This window comes from Phaeobacter sp. 11ANDIMAR09 (assembly GCF_001294455.1).
GTDB lineage: Bacteria > Pseudomonadota > Alphaproteobacteria > Rhodobacterales > Rhodobacteraceae > Pseudophaeobacter.
In genome coordinates this window covers 134,045-150,159 of the sequence record NZ_LIKT01000010.1, presented here as the reverse complement: position 1 = coordinate 150,159, position 16,115 = coordinate 134,045, and the positions used below count along the sequence as shown (strand labels likewise).

12 protein-coding genes are annotated in these 16,115 nt (G+C 57.8%); 6 read left to right on the top strand and 6 right to left on the bottom strand.

Features of this window, described 5'->3' with window-relative positions; genetic code table 11:
* Window positions 1-251: 251 nt before the first annotated feature.
* Complete coding sequence (locus AN476_RS11070; protein WP_172684821.1) at window positions 252-1,100, bottom strand: DMT family transporter; 849 nt, start codon at window positions 1,098-1,100, stop codon at window positions 252-254.
* A 104-nt stretch (window positions 1,101-1,204) separates the two neighbouring features.
* Between AN476_RS11070 and AN476_RS11065 the strand changes: the two genes are divergently transcribed.
* From AN476_RS11065 to AN476_RS11045, 5 genes are all read left to right on the top strand, one after another.
* Entirely contained in the window at window positions 1,205-1,891 is a 687-nt protein-coding gene (locus AN476_RS11065) for a YafY family protein (RefSeq protein ID WP_054461634.1), read from the top strand.
* A 758-nt stretch (window positions 1,892-2,649) separates the two neighbouring features.
* Window positions 2,650-3,795, top strand: coding sequence for an acyl-CoA dehydrogenase family protein (locus tag AN476_RS11060; RefSeq protein ID WP_054461633.1), 1,146 nt, complete (start codon window positions 2,650-2,652; stop codon window positions 3,793-3,795).
* Window positions 3,796-3,900: 105 nt separating this feature from the next.
* Entirely contained in the window at window positions 3,901-4,941 is a 1,041-nt protein-coding gene (locus AN476_RS11055; protein WP_054461632.1) for an enoyl-CoA hydratase/isomerase family protein, read from the top strand.
* Window positions 4,942-4,944: 3 nt separating this feature from the next.
* Window positions 4,945-5,817: a 3-hydroxyisobutyrate dehydrogenase gene (mmsB, locus tag AN476_RS11050; protein ID WP_054461631.1), complete on the top strand. Its 873-nt coding sequence runs from the start codon at window positions 4,945-4,947 to the stop codon at window positions 5,815-5,817.
* A 263-nt stretch (window positions 5,818-6,080) separates the two neighbouring features.
* Window positions 6,081-7,664 carry a Hint domain-containing protein gene (locus AN476_RS11045; RefSeq protein WP_054461630.1) on the top strand — a complete coding sequence of 528 codons (1,584 nt, stop codon included), beginning with the start codon at window positions 6,081-6,083 and terminating at the stop codon, window positions 7,662-7,664.
* 11 nt (window positions 7,665-7,675) lie between these two features.
* Here the strand turns inward: AN476_RS11045 and AN476_RS11040 are convergent, their stop codons facing one another.
* Complete coding sequence (locus AN476_RS11040; RefSeq protein WP_054461629.1) at window positions 7,676-8,449, bottom strand: helix-turn-helix transcriptional regulator; 774 nt, start codon at window positions 8,447-8,449, stop codon at window positions 7,676-7,678.
* A gap of 129 nt (window positions 8,450-8,578) precedes the next feature.
* Here AN476_RS11040 and AN476_RS11035 point away from each other — a divergent pair, with 129 nt between their 5' ends.
* Window positions 8,579-9,016, top strand: coding sequence for a hypothetical protein (locus AN476_RS11035; protein WP_054461628.1), 438 nt, complete (start codon window positions 8,579-8,581; stop codon window positions 9,014-9,016).
* Between the two features lie 39 nt (window positions 9,017-9,055).
* On the opposite strand, the gene uvrA is transcribed toward AN476_RS11035, so the two are convergent.
* From uvrA to AN476_RS11015, 4 genes are all read right to left on the bottom strand, one after another.
* Window positions 9,056-11,914: an excinuclease ABC subunit UvrA gene (gene uvrA / locus AN476_RS11030; RefSeq protein ID WP_054461627.1), complete on the bottom strand. Its 2,859-nt coding sequence runs from the start codon at window positions 11,912-11,914 to the stop codon at window positions 9,056-9,058.
* Window positions 11,915-12,084: 170 nt separating this feature from the next.
* Window positions 12,085-13,275: an MFS transporter gene (locus AN476_RS11025; protein WP_054461626.1), complete on the bottom strand. Its 1,191-nt coding sequence runs from the start codon at window positions 13,273-13,275 to the stop codon at window positions 12,085-12,087.
* Between the two features lie 512 nt (window positions 13,276-13,787).
* A complete protein-coding gene (gene lpdA, locus AN476_RS11020; protein WP_054461625.1) occupies window positions 13,788-15,182 on the bottom strand; it encodes a dihydrolipoyl dehydrogenase in 1,395 nt (464 codons plus the stop codon).
* Between the two features lie 304 nt (window positions 15,183-15,486).
* Window positions 15,487-16,065: a DUF924 family protein gene (locus AN476_RS11015; RefSeq protein ID WP_054461624.1), complete on the bottom strand. Its 579-nt coding sequence runs from the start codon at window positions 16,063-16,065 to the stop codon at window positions 15,487-15,489.
* Between the last annotated feature and the right edge of the window lie 50 nt (window positions 16,066-16,115).

Here is a 16,115-nt window from a genome sequence, read left to right as displayed (position 1 = left end):
TCGGGGGGCAGGTCAAGGGCAGTGAGCCCTTCCTGACGAAGGAGCCTCTGGAGCAAACCACCAGAGCACTGGGCTGGGTGAACAATAGCAAGAGGAAGCGGGCTCAGCCGAACACCAATGGCGTCTATGCGCAGATAGCGACCTTTGCAAAGTCAGACCAACTTCTCCAAAGCTTCCTTTCGATGTTTCAACCAGGATGGTTGCAAAGAGCCCGAAGTGTCGAATGCTGCATTGAGTACGAAGGTCGGCTTTCAATGTTTGGCACTGAGTCTCTGCGACCAAACTACGGCCAAGAAAATGATGGCACCGCCAAGTATCGCAAAAGACGTCGGCACCTCAGACAGTATGAGAAACGCCAAGACGGGTGCCAGCGGCATTTCCAGCGTAGAAAGCAATGCTGTTTCTGCTGATGGCAGGCGTCTTGCGCCCTCTGACAAGGTCACAGACGCAACTGCGAAAACAAGGCCGAAGGCTATGAGTATCGGCAGTTCGTGACTTTGCACCACAAGCGGGTCGCCAAACGCCAGCGCAAATGGCAGCAGCACAATGGACGATAGGGCTGCCGGTAACGCCGCAGTCGTCGATGGGAATTTCCGGTAAACAACCATCGTGCCCGACATCATCAAGGTCATGAACAGGGCAAGGAAATCTCCTTTTAGCTGACTGCCGCCAAATGATGATGAAACAATGATGAACACCCCGAAGAGCGCCGCCAAACTTGCGAAAATGACCCGCGTGGTTGGAAGCTCTTTGATGAACACCCAGGATAGCCCTGCGGCGATGAACGGCGCAGCGGCATAGATCAAAGCGACGTTTGCGACGTTGCTGAGTTTGAATGCCGGGATAAAGGCGGCAGTGCCAGCGGCCATCATTAAGGTCACAAAGAATGCGGGTTTGTTGAATGCCCTGATTTCTGCAAGGAGTGCGCCGCGCAACATCAGATAGGTCAGCGTAAATGCCGCCGCTGCGACTCCACGCCAGAAGATGATCCCCCAAGCGTCTGTTGAAACGCCATTGGTGAAAACACCTGCAGAACTAAAGACAATCGCGGAGACCACCACGAGGACAATCCCTGCTTTTCTTTGTTTGATATCGATCATTGTCACAGGATACCGCCTTACATTGTTTGTGGATGGATAGCGGAAAACTACTGACATCAGCATGTCAGTAGTGTTTCATGCTGGGTAAAAAGAAGTGAGTGGACATGGCATCCAAGACGACACGGTTTTTCGAAATCATTCAGCTATTGCGCGACGCCAAGAAACCGCTTTTGGCGCGTGATCTAGCGAGGGTTCTCGAAGTGTCGGTCAGAACCGTCTATCGAGACATAGCCAGCTTGCAGGCCATGCAGACCCCTATCTTAGGCGAGCCCGGTGTCGGTTATGTTATGCGAAAGGGCTATGATCTTCCCCCGATCAACCTGGACGTCGATGAAGCCGAGGCCATTGCGGTAGGTCTCAGCCTCGTTGCACGCACGGGTGACCCGGGTTTGTGGCGCGCAGCGGGGCGGGCCTCACGAAAACTGCATGAGGCGGCACCGGGGACACGAAAGCTCGTCACTTCATCGTGGGGCGTCGAGACTGAGCCACCGATAGATCTGTCACGTCTTCGCGCCGCGATCCGCTCGGAAACTAAGTTGGAGATCTTCTATCGAGATGCGGACGAGCGCGAAACCAACCGCATCATCTGGCCGCTTATTCTTATCTACTATGTGGACAACGTGATGATCGTGGCATGGTGTGAGTTGCGTCAAAGCCTGCGCCACTTTCGCGTTGACCGTATCGCCGACGGTGATTTCTTATCAGCCGATTTTAAGGGCGAAGGGGATGCGCTTATTGCGCAATGGGAGCGAACGCAAAAGAATGAGACAGTTTCGACAAAAGACTTCTAAGCGCAAATGCCGCCATTGGCGCAACCGCAGCGAAGGCACCCTTTGTCCGCCTCTTGTTGTGGGTAAAACTCCTGCGAAGGTCCGCTTTCGTCAGAGCCGGATGCGCCCTCATGTCCGCTTTGGGCTGACAGCAGCCGCTAGCGCCATTTGGGACTGAGTTGCCGACACTCGTCGCGAGCCCGACCAAAGTAGCATAGCAATGCCCATTTTGAATCCTGACCGGGAGCGCGCCGCCCGCGTTCTGTGTAAGTTGGAAGTCTTCGTACCAAACAGTGGCGGATGCGCTCATGTGCGCTCTTTCCTGCCGGAGGTCGGCGCAGTTCTAAGTGCAATGCTACTGCCTCAAAGTTTGGAAGAATTGAAAGGCGCACCCCAAGAGCGCGGCTCCGAGCAGTTTAAAACCTCTTCAAACGACCTTTAAAAAAAGCTGCAGCCGGACATTTTGAACGGTTCGGGATGCGCTATAACCGATTTTGAAATGGGAAGTGTCCAGTACTGCAATGCGAAGTGTCCCAAACTCACCTCGAAATAGGCACCAAAGGTGGGTGGCCTCGGGTCCAGTTCTGGAATAAAAAGCGGGGCGCTCGTCTAGAAAAATTTGCTGCAATGGGAAGTGTCCCGCACTGCAAAACGAAGTGTCCCGCTACAGCCGCCCATTCTTGCAGATCCACTTTGCAGCAGCGCAGCTTGCTCTTGCGCCCTTGCAGGGCTAATAAATAAACAATCGTTCAATTCATACACGCCAGGGAGGACAGGACGTGGATTTTGCCTTGACCGAGGAACAGATCGCGATTTTTGATATGGCCCATGCCTTTGGCCAGGAACAGATCGCGCCTTTTGCCCGTCAGTGGGAAAATGACGGCACCATCCCCAAAACGCTCTGGCCTCAGGTCGGTGAACTCGGCTTTGGTGGGCTTTATGTCAGCGAAGAGACCGGCGGATCGGATCTGTCGCGGCTGGATGCCACCTTGGTGTTTGAAGCCCTGTCGATGGCCTGCCCTTCCGTTGCGGCTTTTTTGTCCATCCACAACATGTGCGCCAAGATGCTGGATTCCTTTGCCAGTGACGAGATGAAGGCCCGTGTGATGCCTGGCGTTGTGTCTTTGGACACCGTCCTGAGCTACTGCCTGACAGAACCGGGATCCGGGTCGGACGCCGCGGCCCTGAAGACCCGCGCCGACAAGACCAATGAGGGCTATACCCTGAACGGCAACAAGGCCTTTATTTCAGGCGGCGGTTACTCAGACGCCTACGTCTGCATGGTCCGCAGCGGCGAGGACGGGCCCAAGGGCATCTCAACCGTCTATGTCGAAGATGGCACCCCTGGCCTGTCCTTTGGCGGGCTCGAAGACAAGATGGGCTGGAAAAGCCAGCCGACCGCACAGGTGCAGTTTGATGACTGCAAGATCCCTGCCAACAATCTGGTTGGCGAAGAGGGCAAGGGCTTCACTTATGCCATGAAAGGCCTGGATGGCGGCAGATTGAACATCTCGGCCTGCTCACTGGGCGCAGCGCAGACCGCATTGGACCTGACCCTGCAATATATGTCCGAACGCCGCGCCTTTGGAAAATCCATTGACCAATTCCAAGGGCTTCAGTTCCGTCTCGCAGATATGGAGATCGAATTGCAAGCCGCACGCACCTTCCTGCGTCAGGCGGCTTGGAAGCTGGATCAGGGCGCTCCGGATGCCACTAAGTTCTGCGCCATGGCCAAGAAATTTGTAACCGAAACCGGCTCCAAAGTGGTGGACCAATGCCTGCAGTTGCATGGCGGTTATGGTTACTTGGCCGACTATGGCATCGAAAAGCTCGTACGGGACCTGCGGGTGCATCAGATCCTGGAAGGTACCAATGAAATCATGCGGGTGATTGTCGCGCGCCATTTGCTAGCCGAAAACAGCTGAGCCGGGTAAACCCGGTCCAAGCCTGATGACCACCTCCGCCCCTGTGGCGTTTTGGTCAGTCGCCCTTTGGATCGGAGACCTGAATTGGCCAACTGCGAGGAAACTATGAGTGATATCAATATCCGTGTGAGCGGCCAGGCCGGTCGCATCACCCTCACCCGAGGCAAGGCCTTGAACGCGCTCTCCTATGACATGTGTATGGCCATAGATGCCGCCATGCGGCAATGGGCCATGGATGATGCGGTGAAACTGGTTATCATCGATGCCGAAGGCGAAAAGGCCTTTTGCGCCGGCGGTGACATTGCCGAGCTTTATGACACCGGCACAAAAGGCGACTATGCCTATGGCCGCAAGTTCTGGAGCGATGAATACCGGCTGAACGCCTTTATCTTTGAATACCCCAAGCCGGTTGTCAGCTTCCTGCAGGGCTTCACCATGGGTGGCGGCGTTGGGATCGGCTGCCATGGCACCCACCGAGTGGTAGGCGACAGCAGCCAGATTTCGATGCCAGAGGTCGGCATCGGCCTGATCCCGGATGTGGGTGGCTCCCTTATGCTGACCCTGGCGCCTGGACGGCTTGGAGAATACCTAGGGCTGTCTGCGGCCCGCATGAAGGCTGCTGATGCGATCTATGCCGGCTTTGCCGATTTCTACATCCCCGAAAGCTTCTGGCCCGTGCTGATCTCCAATTTGGAAAAAGACGGGGATGTTTCGGTTCTGGAGGTCGCGTCGCAAAAGCCACCCGCAGGGACTTTGGAACATCAGCAGGAAGAGATCGACCGCTATTTTGCGGGCGAAACCCTGACGGATATCCTGACGGTTCTAAAGGCGGAACCCAGCGATTTTGCCGAGAAAACTCAGAAGATTCTGGCACGCAATTCCCCCCTCTCCATGGCCTGCACGGTTGAGATCCTGCACCGGTTGCGGGACAGTTCGCTGAGCATTCGCAAAGCGCTGGAGCATGAGTACCGTTTCACCTATCGCGCCATGGAAAAGGGCGATTTTCTGGAAGGCATCCGCGCCCAGATCATCGACAAGGACCGCCAGCCCAAATGGCAATATGCAGAGCAGGATGTCCCCGCCACCGCCGTCAGCCAGATGCTGATGCCGCTGGGTGCGGACGCCCTGATGTTTGAGGAGGAATAACACATGAAAATCGGATTTATCGGACTTGGCAACATGGGTGGGCCCATGGCCGCCAATCTCGCCAAGGAAGGCCACGCAGTTCAGGGTTTTGACATGGCAGATGTCGCCATTGAAGGCGTCACTATGGCAGGCTCCGCCGCCGAGGCGGCAACCGGAGCCGATGTGGTCATCACCATGCTGCCCAATGGCCAGATCCTGCGCGCCGTTGCAAATGAGGTACTGCCCACCATGACTGCTGGTGCGGCCCTGGTGGATTGTTCCACGGTGGATGTGGATTCGGCCCGCGCCGTGGCCGATCAGGCCGCTGCATCAAATCTGTTGTTTGTCGATGCGCCAGTCTCAGGCGGTATCGGCGGCGCCGCAGGTGGCACCCTGACCTTTATGGCCGGCGGCAGTGCTGATGCCTTTGCCAAGGCAGAGCCGCTGTTTGACATCATGGGCCAGAAGGCCGTGCATTGTGGTGAAGCCGGCGCTGGCCAGGCTGCCAAGATCTGCAACAACATGGTCCTGGGCGTCACCATGATCGCCACCTGCGAAGCCTTTGCTCTGGCGGATAAGCTGGGCCTGGACCGGCAGAAGATGTTCGATGTGGTCTCCACCTCCTCGGGCTATTCCTGGACAATGAATGCCTATTGCCCCGCCCCCGGTGTTGGCCCGCAATCACCTGCGGACAATGACTACAAGCCCGGCTTTGCAGCAGAGCTGATGCTCAAGGATCTGCGCCTCAGCCAGCAGGCCGCAGCCAGCGCCGATGCTGACACCCCAATGGGAGAGCTGGCCCAGGCGCTCTATACGCAGTTTGTCGAAAAGGAAGACGGCTTGGGTATGGATTTCTCGGCCATGCTGCCCCGCTTTGAAAAACGCAGCCGCGGCTAAGCCCAGATCCAAGTTCTGAGGGAGGGCAACAGCCTCACCCGGATAGATCAAGCCCTTCCCGCTCCAGCCTCATCACAGTTGAGATGCGATCGGGAAGGGCTTTGGGGGAATTGGGTCAAAATCCAAGCCAATCTTAAGAATTTCTTCAATTTGATTAAAATTCAGAAAATTGGCACCGGGTTTCCACATTTCAGTCCAAGTTCACAGCGAGACCTAAGGCTGGGTCACAGTGTTTGGGGCCCCTAACGGGTGCAGGATCTCAGATGCCGACGGCGACAGAACTTAATATCAATACCTCTGCCACAGCCAACCAGATGGCGCAGGAGATCTTTGGCGATGGCACCACAGTCGTCAGCTCCAGCTACTCGGGCGACAATGCCTCCTCTGGCATCTATACAGGCGCCGACACCACGGTTGCCGGTGTGGCCCCTTCCGACAGCGGCGTCATCCTGTCCACCGGGCATGTCGATGATTTCACAAATAGTTCCGGCAGCACCAATACAAATACCTCTGGAAATACCTCCACCAATAGCAGCGGGATAAATGGCGACACCGATTTCAACTCAATCGCGGGCGCCTCAACCTTTGATGCCGCCTTTCTAGAGATCGACTTTATCCCCGACGGTGATGTGCTGACGCTGGACTTTGTCCTGTCGTCCGAAGAATACCCCGAGTTTTCCAATTCGCAGTACAACGATGTTGTGGGGGTCTGGGTCAATGGCGTGCAGGCGCAGGTCACGATTGGCGATGGCTCTGCCTCGATCGGCAATATTAACCAGAACGAAACCCAGAACATTTATGTCGACAATACCGGCGACCAATACAATACCGAAATGGATGGGTTTACCATCACCTTGACCTTCACCGCTCCGGTGACAGCGGGGGTGGTGAACTCGATCAAAATCGGCGTCGCGGATACGGCGGATAGCAGCTATGACACCAATCTCTTGGTCGCTGGCGGCTCCGTGCAAACCGCTTTTGTGGCTCAGGACGACCAGGTCGATCTCGGTTATAACGCCACAAAAACACTGGATGTTTTGGCCAATGACACCGATTCATCCGGCGGCACGCTGACCGTCACCCATATCAATGACGTCGCCGTCTCCGCCGGAGATAGCGTGACCCTGGCCACGGGGCAGCAGATCACCCTGAACCCCGACGGCACCCTTTCGGTCCAGTCCGACGGGGATGATGAGACCGTCTATTTCAACTATACCACCGAAAATGGCAGTGGTGACAGTGACACCGCGCTGGTTGAAATCAACCAGGCCCAGGCCTGTTTCACCGCCGGCACCCTGATCGAAACAGCCCAAGGCGCCCTCCGGATCGAAAATCTAACACCCGGCATGTTGATCCGGACCTATGATCACGGCCTGCAGCCGCTGCGCTGGATTGGGCACAGCCGCGTCCCTGTGACCGAGACCACAGCGCCAATCCGCTTTGCCAAGGGGCAGTTTGGCGCCGAGGCGGATCTCTGGGTTTCGCCCAACCACCGCATGCTGGTCACCGGCCAATTTGCCGAGCTGCTGTTTGGCGAAGATGAGGTGCTGGCCAAGGCCAAGGATCTGGTCAATGATGCGGGCATCCGCCCCGACCATAGCCTTGCCATGGTCGACTACTACCACCTGCTGTTTGACGAGCACGAGATTCTCTTCTCCCACGGGGTGCTGAGCGAAAGCTACCACCCCGGGCCCCAGACTACCGCTGGCTTTGACGCTGACACCCAAGCCGAGCTTTTTGCCCTGTTTCCAGAGCTCTGCCCCCAGGGAGGAACCGGCTATGGCTGCGCCGCGCGCCCTGCCCTGCGCCGCTATGAGGCGCAGCTTTTAAACCATTACATAAATTGACAGATCTCGCTTCAGCCAAGATCCGAGAACAGGTTCAACAGGGTCTGTTTAGAGGCCTCATCCGCCGGAAACATCATCTCCAGACGCAGTTCGGACATGGCGACATCTCCGGTTGAGGTAAAATAGGACAGGGTCGAAAACAGCCGCAGATCCAAACCGTTGAACCGATAGTGCGTGGGGATCACCGCAGGCATTTCACCCGGCCCCTGCCAGCCCTGCGCGCCAACGCGGCGGTGCAACCGGGCAACGGCGCGCTCCAGAACGGCATCCTTTCCCAGATTGGCCAGCTCGCTGCGCAGACGGTGCAGGATCAAGGCTTCGACCTCCTCCAGATTAACCAGGCCATTGCGCAGCTGCTGGTTTTCGGTCAGTGCATCAATCAGGCTGTCTCCCAGCTGCAGCCCCGAGGCTGCAAGCAAGGCGGCAGCCGGAGGGTTCATCGCCTGCAACACCCAGTGATGGTCAATCGCCAAAGCCGGAAAGGGGGCGTGGCGCTCCAGCATCCAATCGACCGCTTGCTGCAAAGGTGCGCGCTCCGTCGCGCTGATAGGCGCGCGGCCATAGGCCGGTGCCAGCCCTGCCGAGAGCAGCAGCTGATTGCGAACCCCCAGGGGCATCTGCAGCTCTTCGCCCAGACGCAGGGCCATATCGCGGCTGGCCTTGGCCCGGCCCGTCTCGAGAAACGAGATGTGGCGAGATGAGACCTCTGCCGATAGGGCCAGATCCAACTGGCTCATCCGGCGAATACCCCGCCACTCCTTCAGAATTCCGCCAAAATCAACCATTGCCTGCGCCCCTGGAAATTGTTCCGTCAGTCTAGCCGCAGGGGGTCCCAAATTCACCTACCTCAGAGGTAATTGTTTTACCCCCGCCTGGCGTAAATGCTGTGGCGGTAACCAGATTGGAGACCCACAATGACCCTGCAAACCTCAATCCGCCTGCTCAAACTGGCCGCCCTGGGCTCTGCCCTTTTTGGCCTCGCCATGGTGCTGGCGCTGATATCCCCACTCAAGCTCGTCTTTGACAGTTTTCTGGATCTTGTCCATTGGCCCTTGGATTCTCAGCAGGCTTTGGCGGGCGACAGCGCCCGCGTCCTGGCCGCCATCACCGGTGGGCTGATGGTTGGCCTCGGCGCGCTGGTCTGGTGTATCACGACGGATGTTTATGCCAAGGATCCGCAAACGGGGGGCCGTATCATCCTGATCGGAGTTTGCGCCTGGTATCTGCCGGACAGCTTTGGTTCCTACATGGTTGGCGCGGGGTTTAACGTGTTGCTCAACACCGGGTTCCTCGCCATGTTTGTGCTGCCTATTTTGCTCCATCGCCAAGCCTCAAAAGCCGTCCTGGCCTAGGCCGAAAAAGGATGGCCGGGGACTGCCCCGGCCATTCACCTATTCCGCTGCGACCTTTTTGGCCTCCAGCATCTCTTTGAGGTAGTGCCCGGTGTGGCTGCGCGGCTCCTTGGCCACCGCCTCAGGGGTGCCGGTGGCCACAATTTCACCGCCGCCATCGCCGCCTTCGGGGCCAATGTCGATGATCCAATCGGCGGTCTTGATCACATCAAGATTATGTTCGATCACCACCACAGAATTGCCCTGCTCCACCAGTTCGTGCAGCACCTCCAAGAGCTTTTTCACATCCTCAAAATGCAGACCAGTCGTGGGTTCATCCAGAATGTAGAGCGTCCGGCCAGTGGAGCGTTTGCTCAATTCCTTAGACAGTTTCACCCGCTGCGCCTCGCCACCCGAGAGAGTCGTCGCCTGCTGGCCAACCTTGATATAGCCCAGACCAACCCGCATCAGCGCATCCATCTTGTCGCGGATCGAGGGCACAGCCTGAAAGAACTCCTGCGCATCTTCCACAGTCATATCAAGCACATCAGCAATGCTCTTACCCTTGAACTTCACCTCGAGCGTTTCGCGGTTGTAGCGCGCGCCCTTGCAGGTTTCGCATTCCACATAGACATCCGGCAGGAAGTGCATCTCGATCTTGATGACCCCATCCCCCTGGCAGGCCTCACAGCGCCCGCCCTTGACGTTGAAGCTGAAGCGTCCCGGCTTATATCCCCGCGTCTTGGCCTCTGGCAGGCCCGCGAACCAGTCGCGGATCGGCGTAAAGGCCCCGGTATAGGTCGCCGGGTTCGACCGTGGGGTGCGGCCAATCGGGCGCTGGTCGATATCGATCACCTTGTCCAGATGCTCCAGCCCCTTGATGCTCTCGCAGGGGGCCGGGGTCTGGCGCGCACCGTTCAGCCGCATCGAAGCAGTCTTGAACAGGGTCTCAATGGTCAAGGTGGATTTGCCGCCGCCCGAAACCCCTGTGACACAGACAAATTTTCCCAGCGGGAATTCCGCCGTGACGTTTTTCAGGTTGTTGCCGGTGGCCTTGACCACCTTGATCTTCTTTTTATTGCCCTTACGGCGCTTGGCTGGCACCGCGATTTCTCGCAGGCCTGACAGATATTGCCCGGTGATAGAACCCGCATCGGCCGAGACCTCGGCCGAAGTCCCATGACTGACCACCTGTCCCCCATGCACGCCGGCACCAGGGCCAATGTCAAAGACATAGTCCGCCTGGCGGATCATATCCTCGTCGTGCTCCACCACGATCACTGTATTGCCCTGATCGCGCAGGTTTTTGAGCGTGGTGATCAGCCGGTCATTGTCGCGTTGGTGTAGGCCAATGGAGGGTTCATCCAGCACATAGAGCACGCCTGTGAGGCCCGAGCCGATCTGGCTGGCCAGCCGGATCCGCTGGCTCTCGCCGCCAGACAGGGTGCCGGAATTGCGCGACAGGGTCAGGTATTCCAGACCAACATTGTTGAGGAAGCCCAGCCGCTCGCGGATTTCCTTGACGATGGCGCGGGCGATCTCCTGCTTTTGCTTGCTCAGGTGATTGGGCACATCCTCAATCCAGGCCAGGGCCTCGCGGATGGATTTCTGCACCACCTGGCCCACATGGACACCGGCGATCTTTACCGCCAGCGCCTCTTCGCGCAAACGGTAGCCACCACAGGCGCCGCAAGAGCGATTGTTCTGGTAGCGTTCAAACTCTTCGCGGATCCAGTTGCTGTCGGTCTCGCGGTAGCGCCGCTCCATATTGGGAATGACGCCTTCAAAGACGCGCGTCACCTCGTAGACCCGCCCCCCTTCGTCATAGCGAAAGGGGATTTCCTCGTCGCCAGAGCCGCGCAGAAACACCTGCTGCACCTTGGGGGACAGGTCTTTCCACTGGGTGTTCTTGTCAAACTCGTAATGCTTGGCAATGGCTTCGATTGTCTGCAGAAAATAGGGCGATTTGCCCTTGCGCCAGGGCGCCAAAGCGCCGTCGTAGATCTTTAGGCTTTGATCTGGAACCACCAGACGTTCGTCAAAGAACAGCTCCACCCCCAGCCCGTCGCATTCGGTGCAGGCGCCAAAGGGGGCGTTAAAAGAAAACAGCCGGGGCTCGATCTCGGGGATGGTGAAGCCGCTGACAGGACAGGCAAAATTCTCGGAGAAGGTGATGCGTTCAGGATCGCCCTCGCGTGGGGCAGTTTCCAGAATGGCGATGCCGTCGGCCAGATCCAGCGCGGTCCGCAAGGAGTCCGCCAGCCGGGTCTCCAGCCCTTCGCGCACCACCAGACGGTCGACCACCACGTCGATGTCATGGCGGTATTTCTTATCCAGTTTTGGCGGCTCATCCAGCTCGTAGAATTCACCATCAACCTTCACCCGCTGAAAGCCCTGCTTTCTGAGCTCCAGCATCTCTTTCTTATACTCCCCCTTGCGGTCGCGCACGATGGGGGCCAACAGATAGCCACGGGTGCCCTCTTCCAGCTCCATGATGCGATCCACCATATCCTGCACCTGCTGCGCCTCGATCGGCTTGCCAGTGGCGGGGCTATAGGGGGTGCCGGCGCGGGCAAAGAGCAGACGCAGATAGTCATAGATCTCGGTCACCGTGCCGACGGTGGAGCGCGGGTTCTTTGAGGTGGTCTTTTGCTCGATCGAAATCGCCGGGCTGAGGCCGGAAATATGATCAACGTCCGGCTTTTCCATCATATCGAGGAACTGCCGGGCATAGGCGCTCAGGCTTTCAACATAGCGGCGCTGGCCTTCGGCGTAGATGGTGTCAAAAGCCAGAGAGGATTTGCCCGAGCCAGACAGACCGGTGATCACCACCAGCTCATCACGTGGAATATCCACATCGATGTTTTTTAGATTATGCTCGCGTGCCCCACGCACTTCGATGGATTTCAATTCAGCCATTCTGCCCTCGCACCCAAGACCCATTCCAGACCCTAACCCTTGTCGGGATCGGTCGGTCCTGTACAGATAGGCAATGCCGCGTGAGTCTCCAACAAAAAAGTGAGAACATTAGTGGAACATCTTCCTCTATTTTTGCAATTTGCCTCCAGATCTTGTGGTCAGCCCTAGCGTTAATCGGGCGCCAGCCCCGCAGCCAGCAACCTGCGACGCTGCGCCGCCAGCAGCAAATGCACCATGAAGCCGCCGAGGAACAAAACCAGCAGCACCGCCATCAAGCCGGAAAACCCAGAGACCCCCAGAGCCAGAACCATCAATGGGGTGCCGATAGTATTGCCCAGATTGCCAGCCTGGGCCTGAACACCGCTGGCCTCGGAACGCGCAGCGTCGCTTGTGTTGAGCTGCGGCACCGCCGCAAAGGAGCCCCCCTGCACCAACCCCATCGAGGCCGCAAGGGTGATACAGGCCAGGGGGGCTCCCGGCTGCACCCAAAGCCAGGCCACCGCGCCTGCGCAGCACAGGAAACCCAGCTGAGCCAGGTGGACCCCCGCGATGTGGCGCAGCAAGAAGACTCCCAGCGTCATGGAACTGGCAATGCTGGCCAGAGGCATCGCTCCCAGCACAAAGCTGCGGTGCTCCGCCGCAATATAGGGGGGGATCACCGCTAAAACCGCGACAAAACAACAGGTGTAAAACAGCCATCCCGCTGCAGGCGCGATCTTCCAGGGCGAGGCATAGACCGGCAGATGCAAGGCCGGAAGATCCGCCAGGCGCGGCAGGGTCCGTCGGGCGGGCACAGGCACATCGCGCAGGGCATAGCCCAGCCACAGGGCCAGCCCCCCCATCACCACAGCATGGGCGGCAAAGAGCGAGAGCAGGCCGAAGCGGTGCACCAGGGGCAGCCCCAACCAGGCCAGCAAAGTAAAGGCCACGCCAAAAAAGGTGCTCCACAGGGTCATGGCCAGCCCGCGATCCCGATTGGCGCTGAGCCCGGCTATCAGGGTTGGCGCTGCCACCACCACGCCGAGGTGCGAGACACCTTCCAGCAGGCGGCTGGCAAGAAACACGGGGAACGGGAGGTGCAGCGCCTGCAGGGCGGACAGGGCCGCGCCGATCCACAGCGCCCAAACCATGCTGCGCCGATAGCCAAATGAGGCAACAAACATCCCCGCGACCAGACCAAAGGCAATGCCCACCAGGCCAACCAGGGATACTGCGAAGCTGATGGAGGCGCCCGCATCCGGGTATAGCTCTTCCATGCGGGCAAAGATGACGCTGATCTTGCCATATTGCGCGGCAACGCCCAGCCCAGCGGCCCAAATCGCGATGACCAATGGCCAACGTGTGGTTGTTCCGGCCAGCATGGCATCCTCCTGGGGCTTAGACGGAAGAAGGCTCCCCCCTTCCTACGCTCCCGTTCTAGACCGGGCCACCTCAGAGTGCCAGTCGCGAAGAATACCGATTTTGTCACTGGCCGACAGCCTGGGCCGCGCCGCAAGTGCAAAGATGCTGCGCGAACTCCAGTGCAATAGTGATTTCAAGCTCATGTGACGACCCAACCCGCCACATTCCTGGCGGGCACTCCTGTGCTGGTGAAGTAAAACACCAATGTGCTCCGGCCTTCTGCAACAGAGGAATGGCCTGCCCAGGCTCGAACAGAAAAAGGGAGAGAATATGACCAAACCGCCCCGGTGGCAGAAAATGCCAGGACGGGTTTCATCGCATTTGACATAATACACTAGGCTCTCTTGGGAACTTTAGTGACCCGAGCTCTCAGCAACCAACTACAAACCATTGAAAAGTTTAAATATTCGCAAAAAGAAAACGCGCGAAGCCTTGCAGCTACGCGCGTCAGGGGGTTCAATGGCTGGGCTGCCTACATGTGAATGACACGGTCAAAGGCGTCGAGCACGCTCTCGTGCATCATCTCGGACAGGGTCGGGTGCGGGAACACAGTGTTCATCAGATCTTCTTCCGTGGTCTCCAACTGGCGGCCCACAACATAGCCCTGGATCAGTTCGGTCACCTCAGCCCCCACCATATGGGCACCCAGCAGCTCACCGGTCTTGGCATCGAACACGGTTTTTACCAGGCCCTCTGCCTCGCCCAGAGCGATGGCCTTACCATTGCCGATAAAGGGGAAGCGGCCAACCTTGATGTCGTAGCCCAGCTCCTTAGCCTTGGCTTCGGTATAGCCGACGCTTGCAACCTGTGGCTGACAATAGGTGCAGCCCGCGATGCTTTCAGGTTTGACCGGATGCGCATGTTTGCCACCGATCAAATCGGCGACCATGACACCTTCGTGGCTGGCCTTATGCGCCAGCCAGGGCGCGCCGGCGATATCGCCAATGGCATAGAGCCCTTCGACCCCGGTGCGGCAATAGGCATCGGTCACCACATGGGTACGGTCGATCTGGACGCCAAGCGCTTCCAGCCCCAGGCCTTCGACATTGCCGACGATGCCCACGGCGGAAATCACCGTATCAAATTCTTGTTTTTCGACTTTGCCACCAACCTCAATATGAGCGGTCACTTTGCCTTTGCCCCGGTCCAGCTGTTTGACCATGGCTTTTTCCATGATCTTCATGCCCTGTTTGACAAAGGCCTTTTTGGCAAAGGCCGAGATTTCGGCATCTTCCACCGGCAGCACTCGGTCCATTACCTCGACCACCGTGGTGTCAGCGCCAAGCGTGTTGTAAAAACTGGCAAATTCAATGCCGATGGCCCCGGATCCGATGACCAGTAGTTTCTTGGGCATCCGCGGCGGCACCAGCGCATCGCGGTAGGTCCAAACCAGATCGCCATCACCTTCCAGCCCCGGCAATTCGCGCGCCCGCGCGCCAGTGGCCAGGATGATGTTCTTGGCCTGCAGCTCAGTTGTGCCCTTATCAGTTTTGACGCTGACCCTGCCCTTGGCCGGGATCGTCGCCTCGCCCATCACCACGGTAATCTTGTTCTTCTTCATCAGATGACCAATGCCCGACGACAGCTGCTTGGCCACGCCACGTGAGCGTTTCACTACGGCATCAAGGTCATAGCCGATGTTTTCCGCGCTCAGGCCAAACTCCTTGGCCCGCTCCATCAGATGGAACACCTCTGACGAACGCAGCAGCGCCTTGGTGGGGATACAGCCCCAATTGAGGCAAATTCCGCCGAGGTTTTCGCGTTCGACGATCACCGTCTTGAGGCCCAGCTGCGCCGCGCGGATGGCTGCAACATAGCCTCCTGGTCCTGCGCCAATTACGATCACATCATAGGTTTCTGCGGCCATTGTCTTCCCTCACCAATAGGAGCAACATAATTTAGTTCACCGTTAAACTAATTTCCTGAGAACTGCAAATGCTCAGTCGGCCTTCCTTAAAATACGCCCGATTTCCCAGACCATCGCAGAAGAACCACCCAAGGCAGGCCTTGTTAGATCCAAACACAAAGCGGTTCGAAGGCATAGAGAGAGACAGATAAAAAATCCGCGACGCGCCATGGCCCCGGGGCTTTGGCGATTGTTGTGGTCGCGTGAGGACAGGCGAGAGGCCAAAAAAAACGGGAGCAAAACCTTGCTCCCGTTTGATATCCGATCAGCCTGTGGCCTGCAGATCCCGCAGGGTGGCACCATAGCCGCCGGCGGTAACATAGTCTCTTTCAGGTGTGGTACTGCTGCGCAGCAAGGCTTCGTTCCGGTAGGGAAAGCGCCCGAACAGGCGGATCACCTGTCGATGCGCCCTGGCATGCAACAGATTGGAGGCGCCGCCTTTTGGCATCCGTTCCTTCATCAGGCGCACGCAGCGCTCTTGATCACAAAGGTTTTCGGAATGCATCAGCGGCAGATAAAAGAACTGACGTGCAGGTTCGTCGATCTTCAGGTCCCATTTTTTGTTGATGGCGTTCTTGGCCGCACAGAGCGCAATGCGATCCGATTTAAAGGCCGCACCAGTGCCGCGGAACATATTGCGCGAAAACTGGTCAGTCAGAATGATATAAGCCAGCGTTCCGGTGGGATAGGTCAGCCACAGGGAGAACTTGCCGTCACAGGCCGCCTTCCATGTTTCCTGAAAACGTTCCCGGATGGTCTCATCAAGCGCATCATCGCTCAGATACCATCCCTTTTCACCTACCTCGTCCAGCCAGAACTTGAGGATTTCTTCGGGCCCCTGCATCGGTCCATACTCCACGTATAAATACTGAGTCCAGTTCAGACCTTTTTGAG

Coding starts and splice junctions, on each gene's coding strand:
- lpdA (WP_054461625.1), bottom strand. CDS start 15,182: ATGGCCGCAGAAACCTATGATGTGATCGTAATTGGCGCAGGACCAGGA.
- AN476_RS11065 (WP_054461634.1), top strand. CDS start 1,205: ATGGCATCCAAGACGACACGGTTTTTCGAAATCATTCAGCTATTGCGC.
- AN476_RS11055 (WP_054461632.1), top strand. CDS start 3,901: ATGAGTGATATCAATATCCGTGTGAGCGGCCAGGCCGGTCGCATCACC.
- AN476_RS11040 (WP_054461629.1), bottom strand. CDS start 8,449: ATGGTTGATTTTGGCGGAATTCTGAAGGAGTGGCGGGGTATTCGCCGG.
- mmsB (WP_054461631.1), top strand. CDS start 4,945: ATGAAAATCGGATTTATCGGACTTGGCAACATGGGTGGGCCCATGGCC.
- AN476_RS11035 (WP_054461628.1), top strand. CDS start 8,579: ATGACCCTGCAAACCTCAATCCGCCTGCTCAAACTGGCCGCCCTGGGC.
- AN476_RS11045 (WP_054461630.1), top strand. CDS start 6,081: ATGCCGACGGCGACAGAACTTAATATCAATACCTCTGCCACAGCCAAC.
- uvrA (WP_054461627.1), bottom strand. CDS start 11,914: ATGGCTGAATTGAAATCCATCGAAGTGCGTGGGGCACGCGAGCATAAT.
- AN476_RS11070 (WP_172684821.1), bottom strand. CDS start 1,100: ATGATCGATATCAAACAAAGAAAAGCAGGGATTGTCCTCGTGGTGGTC.
- AN476_RS11025 (WP_054461626.1), bottom strand. CDS start 13,275: ATGCTGGCCGGAACAACCACACGTTGGCCATTGGTCATCGCGATTTGG.
- AN476_RS11015 (WP_054461624.1), bottom strand. CDS start 16,065: ATGCAGGGGCCCGAAGAAATCCTCAAGTTCTGGCTGGACGAGGTAGGT.